Source organism: Paraburkholderia atlantica (assembly GCF_000092885.1).
Taxonomy (GTDB): Bacteria; Pseudomonadota; Gammaproteobacteria; order Burkholderiales; family Burkholderiaceae; genus Paraburkholderia; species Paraburkholderia atlantica.
In genome coordinates this window covers 2,178,166-2,189,748 of record NC_014117.1, presented here as the reverse complement: position 1 = coordinate 2,189,748, position 11,583 = coordinate 2,178,166, and the positions used below count along the sequence as shown (strand labels likewise).

Genomic DNA, 11,583 nt, shown 5'->3' with positions numbered 1-11,583 from the left:
CATCATGTTGAAGTGGGCGCTGTTCTTCGCGATCATCGCGGTGATCGCGGGTCTTCTCGGCTTTACCGGCATCGCGGCCGGCGCGGCGGCGATCGCGAAGTTCCTGTTCTTCGTCTTTGTCGTGCTGTGCGTGGTGTTCCTCGTGCTGGGCTTCGTCGTGACGAAGAAAACGATCGATTAGCGCGGCCATCGCAGTGGCGGCAAGCCGCGCCTTGATAGCAGGCGAGTGGTTTGCTGGTAGTCGATTGCAAGGCCAACAAAAGGGAGAAATGCCATGCTTCACTATGCCATCGTCTTCTTCGTGATTGCGATCATCGCGGCGGTGTTCGGCTTTACCGGCATCGCGGCCGGCGCGGCCGAAATCGCGAAGATCCTGTTCTACATCTTCCTCGTCGTGTTCGTGGTCACGTTGCTGCTCGGCGTGTTTCGAACCTAGCGGCGCGAGCCGTGGATGAACGCAACACGAAATCGGCAGCGAAGTACGCAATACGTATACATAGAAACAGGTAGTCAACAAGGCGCGTGAACGCACGGCGTCTGAATCCTTCGATCGAGGCGCCGGCGTTCGAAACGCGCCGTCATTCCACCCTCGGCGCATCAGGCGCGACGCGTGCTGATGCGCGATTCCCCCAATACCGGATAAAGGAGAAGTTCGATGATGAAGCAATCTGGCGACACGTTCGTGATGGACATCAAGAAGATCCGCGAGGACGCGCGCAAGCATATGTCGGATGGTCCGGTCACGCCGACTTACGGCGCGAATCGCGACACGGTGCTCAAGCTGCTGAACGACGCGCTCGCCACCGAGCTCGTCTGCACGCTGCGCTACAAGCGGCACTACTTCATGGCGAAGGGCATCAACTCCGAGGCGGTCGCGACGGAATTCGCCGAGCATGCGAGCGAGGAGCAGGAACACGCCGATCGCATCGCCGAGCGCATCGTGCAGCTTGGCGGCGAACCCGATTTCGCGCCGGACGGCATAAAGGCACGCGCGCATTCGGAATACAAGGAAGGCACCGATCTGACCGACATGATTCGCGAGAACCTGATCGCGGAGCGCATCGCGATCGACACGTACCGCGAGATCGTCCGCTATCTCGGCGAGAAGGACGTGACCACGCGCCGGCTGTTCGAGGAGATTCTCGCGGTCGAGGAAGAGCATGCCGACGATATGGCGGATCTGCTCGCGGGGCGTGAATAGCACGCCAAGGTGACAGGAAGGCGACGGAAGACGCGGCGAAAAAGCGTCGACCGGGCGCCAGCGAACCCGCGAATGCCGGCGGCTACGGTGCGAAGCCGCCCGCGCATTTCGCGTTCAGTCGTGGCCCCGGCTCATTACAATGTCGGCTTAGGAGCGACTCCCTTTGCACGGACACCCAACCGATGATTCGAGTGCTGATAGCTGACGATCATGCGATCGTTCGAGGTGGTTTCAGACAGTTCGTCGCCGACGAGCCGGATATGTGCGTCGCCGCCGAGGCCGCCACCGGCGAGGAAGCGATCGGCCTCGTGCGCGAGCAGGCCTTCGACGTGGTGCTGCTCGACATCGCGATGCCGGACAAGAACGGCATCGATACGTTGCGGGTGATCAAGCAGGTGCGTCCCGAGCAGGGCGTGCTGATCCTGTCGGGCTACCCCGAGAGCCAGTACGCGATCAATCTGCTGCGCGCAGGCGCGAACGGCTATCTGAACAAGGACTGCGAGCCCGAGGAAATCGTGCGCGCGATCCGCTCGGTCGCGCGCGGGCATCGCTATCTGTCGGAGGCGGTTGCCGATACGCTTGCCGACAATCTCGACAAGCCCGCCGCCGGGCGTCCGCATGAGGCGCTGTCGGAGCGCGAATTCCAGATCTTCTGCAAGCTCGCGGCCGGCCAGTTGCCGACGGAGATCGCCGAAGAACTGCATCTGTCGGTTAAAACGGTGAGCACGTATCGCGCGCGGGTGCTCGAGAAGATGCGACTCGCGAACAACGCGGACCTCACGTATTACGCGATCAAGAATGGTCTGATCGAATGACGGACGATCGAGACATCCCGATGAACAGCGAATCGAACCCTGCTACCGATCCAGCCAGCCGCGCGCCGTTGCGCGTGCTGCTGATCGAGGATTCGCCGCTGATTCGCCGCAGCCTCGTGGAAGCGATCGATGCTTCGGGCCTGCTGCGCGTGGCCGCTTATGCCGATTCCGCCGATCAGGCGATCGCGTTGCTCGGCGACGAAGCATTCGACGCGGTGATCGTCGATTTGCAGCTGAAGCAGGGCTCGGGCGTGCCGGTGCTCGCGTATCTGCAGCGCGAGGGGCTGATCGATTCGATGTTCGCGGCGGTGCTGACCAATCATGCGTTGCCCGCGTATCGAGCGCGCTGCGAGCAGTACGGTGTGCGGCACTTTTACGACAAATCGTTCGAGTTCGATCGTGTGCTCGATGCGCTGCATGAGTATGCGTTGGGGCGGGGTGGCGACGAGTAAGAACTCGCGCTGGCGGACGCTTCTAGTCGGTTTCCAATGATCCGCGCTTCATGGTTTCTTCGAGCATCCCAAGGGTAAGCGAACGTCCACCGAGTAATTCTCGCGCGCTGGCACTAAACGGGGACTTCAACGCGGCCGCGACGATGTCGCGCTTTCGCATGTTGGCGGATGGAACGTAATATGCGACGTCGAAATCGCGCAGGTCCACATTGAAGCGTTCAGCCCATGCCCGCATCACGTCGACGATTTTCGGCGGCTCCCACTCCAGATCGTGATACAGATCCATGTCGCGCGTGTGGACTTGATCGGGCAGGGGACAACGCATAACGCGTCGATGAACAATGGCGCGAATCTTCGACTCGTGCCACACCAGTCCGTTAAGCTATCCAGTAACGACGAGTAATGAAATGGGCGAAGGATGATTACGCGCGACGGAATGCGACAGGCGTTAGCAGGCTCCGCCAGCGGTGGCAAATCGACAAGACGATTCTGATCCGGCCCTGATCAGCCTGATATCAATTCCCCGCCCGCGCCGGCAAGCGCAAATGATTCCACGCGCCGAGCCCGGCAAACCCGATCCCCGCGATCGTGACGCCAATCCACCCGAACGCCGGCCACACGATCGCGCCGACACCCGAGCCCAGCGCCCCGCCGATGAAATACGCGACCATGTACACGGTATTCACGCGGCTGCGCGCATCGGGCTTCAACGCATAGATGCGCGACTGATTGGAAATCTGCGCGGCCTGCACGCCGATGTCGAGAATGATCACGCCGACCACGAGTCCCGCGATGCTCTTCGCCGACGCGCCGAAGATCACGAACGCGATCACGACCAGCACGAGCGACACGGTGATGATCGCGCGCGGTCCACGCCGGTCGGCGAACTTGCCCGCCAGCGGTGCGGCGAGCGCGCCAGCCGCGCCGACGATACCGAACAGCCCCGCCGCCTGCGGCCCGAGATGAAACGGCGCGCCCGCGAGCAGCAGCGCGAGCACCGACCAGAAAAGGCTGAACGCGCCGAACAACGCCGCGCCGGTCAGCGACGCCTCACGCAGCGCGCGATGCTCGGTCACCAGATGCCACATCGACACGAGCAGCTTGCCGTACGGCAGCGTCGAAGTCGGCTGGCTCTTCGGCAGACGCAAAATGATGACGACCGCGAGCGCGAGCAGCGCGACGACCGATGCGCCGAACACCGCGCGCCAGCCGAAGTATTCGCCGACGATGCCCGCCGCGGTCCGCGCGAGCAGGATGCCGAGCAAGAGGCCGCTCATCACGGTGCCGACCGCGTGGCCGCGCTCGGAGGGCGGTGCGAGTTCGGCCGCGAACGGCACCGCCTGTTGCGCGATCGTCGCGAGTACGCCGATCGCGAGACTCGTGACGATCAGCACCGCGAGCGTCGGTGCCGACGCCGCGACGACGAGCGCGCCGCACAGGCCGGCGATCTGCAGCAGGATCAACAGACGCCGGTCGAAGCGGTCGCCGAGCGGCGCGAGCAGCAGCATGCCGGCGGCGTAGCCGAGCTGCGTGACGGCAGGCACCGCTCCGACCCAGGACGCGCTGTCCGGAAACGATTGGCGCAAGTTGTCGAGCAGCGGCTGATTGAAGTAGATGTTCGCGACCGAGACACCAGCGATCGTCGCGAGCAGCAGCAACACGCCGCGCAACGACCGGGCGGAGGAAGCGGAAGTGGAAGCGTCGGAAGTGGACATGACGGAGGCGGATCGACGGACCGGCCCATGCGCGGTCCTCAAGCGTGCCGATCATACCGGAGCGGTGGGGTTCCTGCTGACGGCCGCGCGAGGCTCGCTCGCGCGGCCGCTATCAGGTTGCAGAGAGATATACCGCCCGTTTCAGTCGATCAACGCGCCAGCGTCGTAGAACGGATACGGGCCGTCGGCCGCATCGACATACGCATGATGCGTGACGATGCCCGTCTCCGGAGCGTAGTAATGCAGCGCGTAAGCGGGCGGCTCCATCACGAACGCCGACGGTCCTTCTTCGCGAAAATCGAGCGCCACCTGATGCGCGGGCGCTGGAATCGCGCTCGCGATCGTGCCGCCGAAGCGCACGAACATCGAGCGATGCACGTGCCCGCAGAGCACGCGCTCGACGTTGGGATAGCGGGCGATCAGCGCCGCGAGCTTGTCCGATGCCGCCGGGTCGAGCCGGATCTCGTCCATATGTCCGATGCCGCACGCGAACGGCGGGTGATGCAGCGCGACCACGACCGGCTTGCCGTGCGCCGCATCGAGTTGCTGCGCGAGCCACGCGAGCCGCGTGTCACACAGCATGCCGGCGCTCGAGCCGGGCACCAGCGAATCCAGTGCGATCACGCGCAGCGGGCCGACGTCGACCGCGTACTGCACGAACTCGCCGCCGCTTAGCAATTCCTCGCGCTCGGGAAACGCCGCGCGCAACGCGTTGCGTTCGTCGTGATTGCCGACCATCAGGAAGTAAGGGATCTCGAGCCGATCGAGCAGTGTCTTCAGGTGCGCATACTGCCGAGGGTCACCCTGATCGACGAGGTCGCCGGTCATCAGCACCGCGTCGGGGCGCGGTGTGAGCGCGTTCAGCGCGTCGATGCAACGCGCGAGGTACGGAGCGGTATCGACTCGGCGATACGCGAGTGCGCCGGGTTGCTTGATATGCAGGTCGCTTATTTGAGCCAGCAGCATGACAGAGGTCCTTCGGGTTGCTTCGTGTTGAGCGCCAGGCTGCGGCGCTGTTTGTACCTACGATAGCGCAATCAGTGCGTCCTGCTCGATCGAGATACCAACCGGCGTGCCGCGCGCAAGCTCGATACGACCCGCGACGTCGACGAAAAGCGGCTCGGGCGCGGCGCCGCCGATCGTCAGGCGCGTGCGTTCGCCGAGGAACGCGGTGCTTTCGATCTGGCCGCGCAGTTGCGCGAGCGCGGGGTCGGTGAGCCGTGCGTCCTCGGGGCGAAAGAAGATCTCGTGCGCGCCGTTCGGATTCGACGCATGCGCGGGCAACGGCACGGCGCCGCCGCTCGTCGTCAGCATGCCGTCGCGCGGCTCGCCCGCGATACGGTTGATCGTGCCGACGAACTGCGCGACCGTGCGATTGGCCGGGCGATAGTAGATGTCACGCGGCGAGCCGATCTGCTCGATGCGTCCCGCGCTCATCACGACGATGCGATCGCCGAGCTCCATTGCTTCGGCCTGATCGTGGGTCACGTAAACGGTGGTGATGCCGAGCTCGCGCAACAGCGCGTTCATCTCGGTGCGCAATGCGTCGCGCAGACGCGCGTCGAGCGCGGTCAGCGGTTCGTCGAGCAGCAGCACGCGCGGCTGCACCGCGAGCGCGCGCGCGAGCGCCACACGTTGACGCTGGCCGCCCGACAGTTGATCGATCGGTTTGTCCGCGTGAGCGGTTAGCCGCATCATGCCGAGCAGTTCGTCGACGCGTTGCCGGGCGATGGCCGCCGGCACACGCTTGATCTTCAGACCGTAGCCGATGTTGCCGCGCACGGTCAGGTTCGGAAACAGCGCGTAGCTCTGGAACACCATGCCGACCGCGCGTTTTTCGATCGGCAGCGTGGTCACGTCGTCGTCGCCGAATGCGATGCGGCCGCCCGCGTCCGGGGTTTCGAGGCCGGCGATCAGGCGCAGCGTCGTCGTCTTGCCGCAGCCCGACGGTCCGAGCAGCACGAGAGTTTCGCCCGCGCCAATCGACAGGTCGAGCGGTTCGAGCACGCGCGTGCCGCGAAACGTTTTGGCGCACTGCGTGAGCGTGATGGGAACCGAGGTCAGTTTCATGGCGTGTCGATGGGTTTAGGGCAAGAGGCGGCGCCGCGCTTTTTCGACGCGCTGCGCTGGCCGGTCGCATCGACGCCGAGCCATTGCATCGCGACGAGCAGCGGCATCGTCATGATGAAAAACAGGATCGTGTAAGCGCTGCCGATCTCGATGCGCATCGACGCGTAGGTATCGGCGAGGCCGACCGGCAGCGTCTTCGTATCGGGCGTGTGCAGCATCCACGTGAGGTTGAATTCGCCGATCGACAGCGTCAGCACCGCGAGTGCGCCCGCGACGATGCCGGGCCGCGCGTTCGGCAGCACGATCGTGACGAAGCGCGTGAAGAAGCCCGCGCCGAGGCTTGCCGCGCCTTCTTCGAGCGTGCGCAGATCGCTGCTCGCGCAGACCGCGGCGACCGCGCGCACCATGAACGGCAGCGTGAACACCACATGCCCGACCACGATGAACGCCGCGCTCATCCGGAATGCGGTGAAGCCGCCGTAGATCACCAGCAGCGCCAGCGCCGAAGCGAGGCCGGGCAGCGCGATCGGCAGCACCAGAAACTCCTCGACGATGCGTGCGAAGCGCGTCTTGCTGCGCGCGAGCACGTAGCCCGCAGGCACGCCGGTCACCAGCGTGACGACGAGCGTCGCCGCGGCCACTTCGAGCGACAGCCACACAGAGCCGTGATACTGGGTCCACACTTCGACGAGCCAGCGCAGCGTGAGTCCGCTCGACACGCCCTTGAAGTAGTTGACCGTCAGCCCCGCGACGATCGACATGACGACCGGCACGATCAGGAAGGCGCACAGCAGCAGTGTGACGAACCATTGACCCGCGGCGAGCCAGCTTCGCGTGGAAGGCCATGCGCGTCGCGCGCGCGGTCCCGCGGCCGGCTGCGACGGCGAGGAGGGCGAGGAGACCGTAACTGAGTTCATGGATAGATTGTCGTTATGTGCGCTCACGCTGGCTTCAGGCGACGCGCCGTTCATGCGCTCGCCGCCACGCCCGAACCGCTCGCGCTGCGCGCGATCGCCAGCACCGCCCACGTGACGATGCCCAGCACGATCGAAAGACCCGCGGCGGTCACCATGTTCGCGTTCAGCGTGAACTCGGTATAGATGGTCATCGGCAGCACGTCGATGTCGGTGGCGAGCGTGAACGCGGTGCCGAAGGCGCCCATCGCGGTCGCGAAGCATACGGCGCCCGCCGCGATCAGTCCGGGCGACAGCGCCGGCAGCACGATGTCGCGCATGATGCGCCACGGCGATGCGCCGAGCGAGCGCGCGGCCTCTTCGAGCGACGCATCGAGCTTGGTCGCGGAGGCCATCACGGTGACGATCACGCGCGGAATCGAGAAGTACAGATAGCCGAGAAACAGGCCGCTCATCGAATACGCGAACACCCAACGATCGCCCGCGAGCTTCAGCGACAGCGCGCCGATCAACCCCTGACGTCCGGCGAGCATGATGACCATGAAGCCCACGACGACGCCGGGAAACGCGAGCGGAAACGTCAGCAGCGCGAGTAGCGTGCGCTTGCCGGCGAATTCGCGGCGCGCGAGCAGCAGCCCCGCGATCACCGATAGCACCAGCGTGGCCGCCGTGACCGCCGCCGACAGCACGACGGTCGCGCCAAGGCTCGACATATAGCGCGGATTGGTCAGCATCGCGCGATAGGTCGCGAATGCGTGGCCGCCGCCGGAGAGCTGCGCGAGCGCGCCCATCGGCAGCAGCCAGAACGCGATGAACACCGCCAGCGCCGGCGCCAGCAATGCGATGCGCCAGCGCAGCGGGAACGTGACGTCGTTCAATGCATCACCTGCAGATAGCGCTCGCCGAAGCCCGACTGCTTCTCGGCCATCTTCGCGAAGTCGACCGGCTTGGCGCGCGCGTATTCATTCGCGGGCAGGAACTGCGCGGCGGTCTCGGCATTCATCGCGCTCGCGCGCACCGGTCGCAGATACGCCTGCGACCACAGTTTCTGGCCTTCGTCGGACAGCACGAAATCGAGCACCTTCTTGCCGTTCGTTTCGTGCGGTGCGCCCTTCACGAGGCTCATCACGTACGGCACCGAGATCGTGCCTTCCTGCGGAATCACGAACTCGACGTTCGCGTGATCCTTGTACTTCGCACGGTACGCATCGAAGTCGTAGTCGAGCAGGATCGGAATTTCGCCCGACAGCACGCGCGCGTACGCGGTTTGCTTCGGCACGATCGGCGCGTTCGCCTTGAGCTTGCGGAACCAGTCGAGGCCCGGCTCGAAGTTGTCGAGCGTGCCGCCGAGCGCCTGGTTCACCGCGACCGCGCCCGCATAGCCGACGAACGCGCTCGACGGATCGAGGTAGCCGATCATGCCTTTGTATTCGGGCTTCAGCAGATCTGCCCACGAGCGCGGCACCGGCTTGCCTTCGAGCGCGTCCCTGTTGACGAAGAAGCCGAGGGTGCCCGAGTGGATCGTGAACCAGTAGCCTTGCGGGTCTTTCAGGCCGGCGGGAATGTCGTCCCAATGCGCGGGCTTGTACGGCTGGATCACGCCCTTATCCTTGACCTGGAACGCCGACGACACGCCGAGATACACGACATCGGCGACCGGGCTTTTCTGCTCGGCCATCAGCTGCGCGATCGATTGGCCCGAGTTCTTGTTGTCGAACGGCACGCGAATGCCGGTCTTTTGCTGGATCGCCTTGATCTGGCTCGCCCAGTCGGCCCATTCGGGCGGGCAGTTGTAGCAGATCGCGGTTTCATCGGCGCGCGCGCTTTGCGGCGCGAGCGTGACGAGGGCCGCGCCGGCGACGAGCAGGCTCGCCGGCAGTACGGTCGCGGCGGCGTGCGAGAGTTTCTGCCAGAGCGGATTGCGCGAGGTGGCGAAGCGTGAGGTCGAGCGGGTCACTGCAGGTCTCCTGTGTCGATCGGTGCAAGTGCTTTCGCACTGACTCCGGGCCCGTAAAAGGTGGTTGCAAGCGGTTGTATTGCGCGAAGGCTGCTAGGCGGTCAGCCCTTGCGTTGGTGATGCCCTGTAGTGATCTGTCTGCGACCCGAGCGCCGCGATCGTCGCGCCTTCGCGCACGCTGTGCGGCAAGGTCAATGCGAGCGAGGTGGCGGGGAATGTGCGCTCGTCGCGAGCGCCGCCGATGCGTGCGAGCAGACGCTGCCACGCCGCGCGGCCGATCTCGCGATTCGGCGCGCAGATGCTGGCGAGCGCGGGCGACAGCAGTTCGCCCATCGCGAGGCCGTCGAAGCCGAGAATCGACATGTCCTGCGGAATTCTCAGCCGCGCGCGGCGCAGGCCGCGCATCACGACCATCGCGAGCAGATCGTTGCTGCAGAAGAGGGCGGTCGGACGGTTTGCGCCGTGCGTCAGGTGCGCGAGCACGGACGGCGCGAGTTCGTCGGCGTTGAAATCGACTTCGAGCGCGGGCGCGGCCGTGAGGCCGGCCTGCTGCATCGCCTGGGTGTAGCCGAGATGCCGCTGACGCGCGCGATCCGACGCGGCGAACGAGCCGGCCAGCATCAGGATGCGGCGATGGCCGTTTGCGATGAGCCGGCACACGCCGTCGTAGGCGGCGAGGCGGTTGTCGACCGACACCGACGGGCGGCGTACCGTGTCGTTGTGCATCAGCACGTACAGCAGGCCGTCGCGGTCGAGTTCGTCGAGCAGCGGATGGGTGTCGGCATCGGCGACGGTCAGGATCAGGCCTTCGACGCGATGCTCGCGCAGCGTTTCGATCGCGTGACGTTCGCGGTCCACGTCGTACTGCGTGGTCATCAGCATCAGCCGATAGCCTTGCGCCGACGCGAGATCGTCGATGCCTTGCAGGCATTCGGCGAACACCGGGTTTGCGAGAGTCGGCAGAACGACGCCGATCAGGCGCGTACGCTCGCCGCGCAATTGCCTGCCGAGCGGGCTTGGGCGGAAGTTCAGCGCGTCGATCGACTGACGTACCTTGTCGAGCGTGATGGGGTTCACGGTATGCGGCGCGTTGATCGCGCGCGATACCGTGGCGATGGAAAAGCCCGCGTGGGCGGCGACATCCTTGATCGTCGGCGTCATCGGTTTGCGGTCCGCTGTAATCGTTTTCGTGAGCGGATTATCGGCAAGGTTTGTGACTTGGGGATGAACGTGGTGTCGGGCGTTCTTGGGGCTCCGGCGAGGCGATGGTAGAATTCGCGACCACGCGCGATTGCGACCCTGCCGGGGTGATGAAATTGGTAAACATAGCGGACTTAAAATCCGCCGCCTTCGGGCTTGCCGGTTCAAGTCCGGTCCCCGGCACCAGAGTTTCAAATGACAGGCACGAAGCGCGCACGCCGATGATCGCCGTGCCGATCTCGCTCTCCAGTTTTCCCGATCAGAAGTCCAGTTGCTTCGCGCTGATACCGAGCGCGGCCGCGATCTTTTCGCGCGATGATTTGCGCAGACGGTCGCTGTTTTCCTGTTGTGCATAAGCAGACTGGCTGATGCCAAGACGCGCCGCGATGTCCGCCTGAGTGAAACCGAGATGTTCGCGCCATGCGCGTACCGGTGAAGCGCCGTCAACCGTGCGGCTCGCGACGTCGTTCGGAATCAGGTTTCGGTCCGCATTGCGCTCAGTCATGTAATCCGCGTAGGGAATGACGACGAAGGCGGGCTTCCCGTCCGGCCCGTTGATGATCTGGACAATATAAGTTTTCGGCGTTGACCGGATGAAGCCAACTCGACCGCTCGTGCAGGGCTGTGACGTTGACCAGGCGTCTGGACAACAAACAGACGAATCGCAAACCGTAGCATCCGCTAGAGCGTAATATCACCCCCGCCAACCGCAATCCGCCTTCATGTCTTCGCTCAAATACCTGACCGGCTACCCCGCACCTCTGCAAGACAAGGTGAGAACGCTGATCGCCGACGATCAGCTCGGCTCCTACCTCGCGCAGAAGTACCCGAACACGCACGAGGTGCAAACCGACCGCGCGCTCTACGAGTACTGCGCCGAGCTGAAACGCGAACACCTGCGCAACGCGGAGCAGATCGACAAGGTCACTTACGACAGCAAGCTCGACGTGATGCGTCACGCGCTCGGCCTGCATACGAGCATTTCGCGCGTGCAGGGCAGCAAGCTGAAGGCGAAGAAGGAAATCCGCATCGCGTCGTTATTCAAGGGCGCGGCGCCGGAGTTTCTGAAGATGATCGTCGTGCATGAACTCGCGCATCTGAAAGAGAGCGATCACAACAAGGCGTTCTATCGTCTGTGCGAGTTCATGCAGCCGGGTTACCACCAGATCGAATTCGATCTACGTCTGTATCTGACGCATCGCGATCTGGCGAAAAAGCCCGTGTGAGGGACGCCGCGCGGCAGGCGCGGAAAATAGAGC

Annotated in this window: 15 protein-coding genes and 1 tRNA gene; 7 read left to right on the top strand and 9 right to left on the bottom strand. The window is 64.5% G+C overall.

The window, feature by feature from the left end:
* Positions 1 to 4 precede the first annotated feature (4 nt).
* From BC1002_RS09735 to BC1002_RS09715, 5 genes are all read left to right on the top strand, one after another.
* The gene (locus BC1002_RS09735) at positions 5 to 181 is read left to right on the top strand and encodes a DUF1328 family protein (RefSeq protein WP_013089874.1); all 177 of its coding nucleotides are present in this window, start codon (positions 5 to 7) and stop codon (positions 179 to 181) included.
* 93 nt (positions 182 to 274) lie between these two features.
* Positions 275 to 436, top strand: a complete 162-nt coding sequence (locus BC1002_RS36180; protein ID WP_006052455.1) for a DUF1328 domain-containing protein — start codon at positions 275 to 277, stop codon at positions 434 to 436.
* 219 nt (positions 437 to 655) lie between these two features.
* Positions 656 to 1,201, top strand: a complete 546-nt coding sequence (locus BC1002_RS09725; RefSeq protein WP_041734383.1) for a ferritin-like domain-containing protein — start codon at positions 656 to 658, stop codon at positions 1,199 to 1,201.
* A 182-nt stretch (positions 1,202 to 1,383) separates the two neighbouring features.
* A complete protein-coding gene (locus tag BC1002_RS09720; RefSeq protein ID WP_013089872.1) occupies positions 1,384 to 2,016 on the top strand; it encodes a response regulator in 633 nt (210 codons plus the stop codon).
* Positions 2,017 to 2,036: 20 nt separating this feature from the next.
* Positions 2,037 to 2,468: a response regulator gene (locus tag BC1002_RS09715; RefSeq protein WP_041734659.1), complete on the top strand. Its 432-nt coding sequence runs from the start codon at positions 2,037 to 2,039 to the stop codon at positions 2,466 to 2,468.
* A 22-nt stretch (positions 2,469 to 2,490) separates the two neighbouring features.
* Here BC1002_RS09715 and BC1002_RS09710 read toward each other — a convergent pair whose 3' ends face one another.
* The 8 genes from BC1002_RS09710 to BC1002_RS09675 all read right to left on the bottom strand — a co-directional run bounded on the left by BC1002_RS09710 (position 2,491) and on the right by BC1002_RS09675 (position 10,285).
* Complete coding sequence (locus BC1002_RS09710) at positions 2,491 to 2,793, bottom strand: DUF1493 family protein (RefSeq protein WP_157874688.1); 303 nt, start codon at positions 2,791 to 2,793, stop codon at positions 2,491 to 2,493.
* A 190-nt stretch (positions 2,794 to 2,983) separates the two neighbouring features.
* The gene (locus tag BC1002_RS09705) at positions 2,984 to 4,183 is read right to left on the bottom strand and encodes an MFS transporter (RefSeq protein ID WP_013089869.1); all 1,200 of its coding nucleotides are present in this window, start codon (positions 4,181 to 4,183) and stop codon (positions 2,984 to 2,986) included.
* 141 nt (positions 4,184 to 4,324) lie between these two features.
* Positions 4,325 to 5,149, bottom strand: a complete 825-nt coding sequence (locus tag BC1002_RS09700) for a phosphodiesterase (protein ID WP_013089868.1) — start codon at positions 5,147 to 5,149, stop codon at positions 4,325 to 4,327.
* Between the two features lie 57 nt (positions 5,150 to 5,206).
* Positions 5,207 to 6,253 carry an ABC transporter ATP-binding protein gene (locus BC1002_RS09695; RefSeq protein WP_013089867.1) on the bottom strand — a complete coding sequence of 349 codons (1,047 nt, stop codon included), beginning with the start codon at positions 6,251 to 6,253 and terminating at the stop codon, positions 5,207 to 5,209.
* Positions 6,250 to 7,170, bottom strand: coding sequence for an ABC transporter permease (locus BC1002_RS09690; RefSeq protein WP_041734658.1), 921 nt, complete (start codon positions 7,168 to 7,170; stop codon positions 6,250 to 6,252). Before BC1002_RS09690 ends, BC1002_RS09695 begins: the two co-directional genes overlap by 4 nt.
* A 50-nt stretch (positions 7,171 to 7,220) precedes the next feature.
* Entirely contained in the window at positions 7,221 to 8,045 is an 825-nt protein-coding gene (locus tag BC1002_RS09685) for an ABC transporter permease (protein WP_013089865.1), read from the bottom strand.
* A complete protein-coding gene (locus tag BC1002_RS09680; protein ID WP_013089864.1) occupies positions 8,042 to 9,124 on the bottom strand; it encodes an ABC transporter substrate-binding protein in 1,083 nt (360 codons plus the stop codon). Before BC1002_RS09680 ends, BC1002_RS09685 begins: the two co-directional genes overlap by 4 nt.
* Before the next feature lie 93 nt (positions 9,125 to 9,217).
* The gene (locus tag BC1002_RS09675; protein ID WP_013089863.1) at positions 9,218 to 10,285 is read right to left on the bottom strand and encodes a LacI family DNA-binding transcriptional regulator; all 1,068 of its coding nucleotides are present in this window, start codon (positions 10,283 to 10,285) and stop codon (positions 9,218 to 9,220) included.
* 140 nt (positions 10,286 to 10,425) lie between these two features.
* Here BC1002_RS09675 and BC1002_RS09670 point away from each other — a divergent pair.
* A tRNA-Leu gene (locus tag BC1002_RS09670) sits at positions 10,426 to 10,510 on the top strand.
* Positions 10,511 to 10,583: 73 nt separating this feature from the next.
* Here the strand turns inward: BC1002_RS09670 and BC1002_RS09665 are convergent.
* On the bottom strand, positions 10,584 to 10,895 hold the full coding sequence (locus tag BC1002_RS09665; RefSeq protein WP_085954265.1) for a helix-turn-helix domain-containing protein: 312 nt from the start codon (positions 10,893 to 10,895) through the stop codon (positions 10,584 to 10,586).
* Positions 10,896 to 11,046: 151 nt separating this feature from the next.
* Between BC1002_RS09665 and BC1002_RS09660 the strand changes: the two genes are divergently transcribed.
* Positions 11,047 to 11,550 (top strand): M48 metallopeptidase family protein, encoded by a 504-nt coding sequence (locus tag BC1002_RS09660; RefSeq protein ID WP_013089862.1) that lies wholly within the window; start codon positions 11,047 to 11,049, stop codon positions 11,548 to 11,550.
* Positions 11,551 to 11,583: the final 33 nt, after the last annotated feature.

Bases quoted from the DNA above. Each gene is read 5' to 3' on its own strand.
- BC1002_RS09735 (WP_013089874.1), top strand. From the start codon at position 5: ATGTTGAAGTGGGCGCTGTTCTTCGCGATCATCGCGGTGATCGCGGGT.
- BC1002_RS09720 (WP_013089872.1), top strand. From the start codon at position 1,384: ATGATTCGAGTGCTGATAGCTGACGATCATGCGATCGTTCGAGGTGGT.
- BC1002_RS09700 (WP_013089868.1), bottom strand. From the start codon at position 5,149: ATGCTGCTGGCTCAAATAAGCGACCTGCATATCAAGCAACCCGGCGCA.
- BC1002_RS09715 (WP_041734659.1), top strand. From the start codon at position 2,037: ATGAACAGCGAATCGAACCCTGCTACCGATCCAGCCAGCCGCGCGCCG.
- BC1002_RS09660 (WP_013089862.1), top strand. From the start codon at position 11,047: ATGTCTTCGCTCAAATACCTGACCGGCTACCCCGCACCTCTGCAAGAC.
- BC1002_RS09725 (WP_041734383.1), top strand. From the start codon at position 656: ATGATGAAGCAATCTGGCGACACGTTCGTGATGGACATCAAGAAGATC.
- BC1002_RS36180 (WP_006052455.1), top strand. From the start codon at position 275: ATGCTTCACTATGCCATCGTCTTCTTCGTGATTGCGATCATCGCGGCG.
- BC1002_RS09705 (WP_013089869.1), bottom strand. From the start codon at position 4,183: ATGTCCACTTCCGACGCTTCCACTTCCGCTTCCTCCGCCCGGTCGTTG.
- BC1002_RS09675 (WP_013089863.1), bottom strand. From the start codon at position 10,285: ATGACGCCGACGATCAAGGATGTCGCCGCCCACGCGGGCTTTTCCATC.
- BC1002_RS09695 (WP_013089867.1), bottom strand. From the start codon at position 6,253: ATGAAACTGACCTCGGTTCCCATCACGCTCACGCAGTGCGCCAAAACG.
- BC1002_RS09690 (WP_041734658.1), bottom strand. From the start codon at position 7,170: ATGAACTCAGTTACGGTCTCCTCGCCCTCCTCGCCGTCGCAGCCGGCC.
- BC1002_RS09710 (WP_157874688.1), bottom strand. From the start codon at position 2,793: ATGCGTTGTCCCCTGCCCGATCAAGTCCACACGCGCGACATGGATCTG.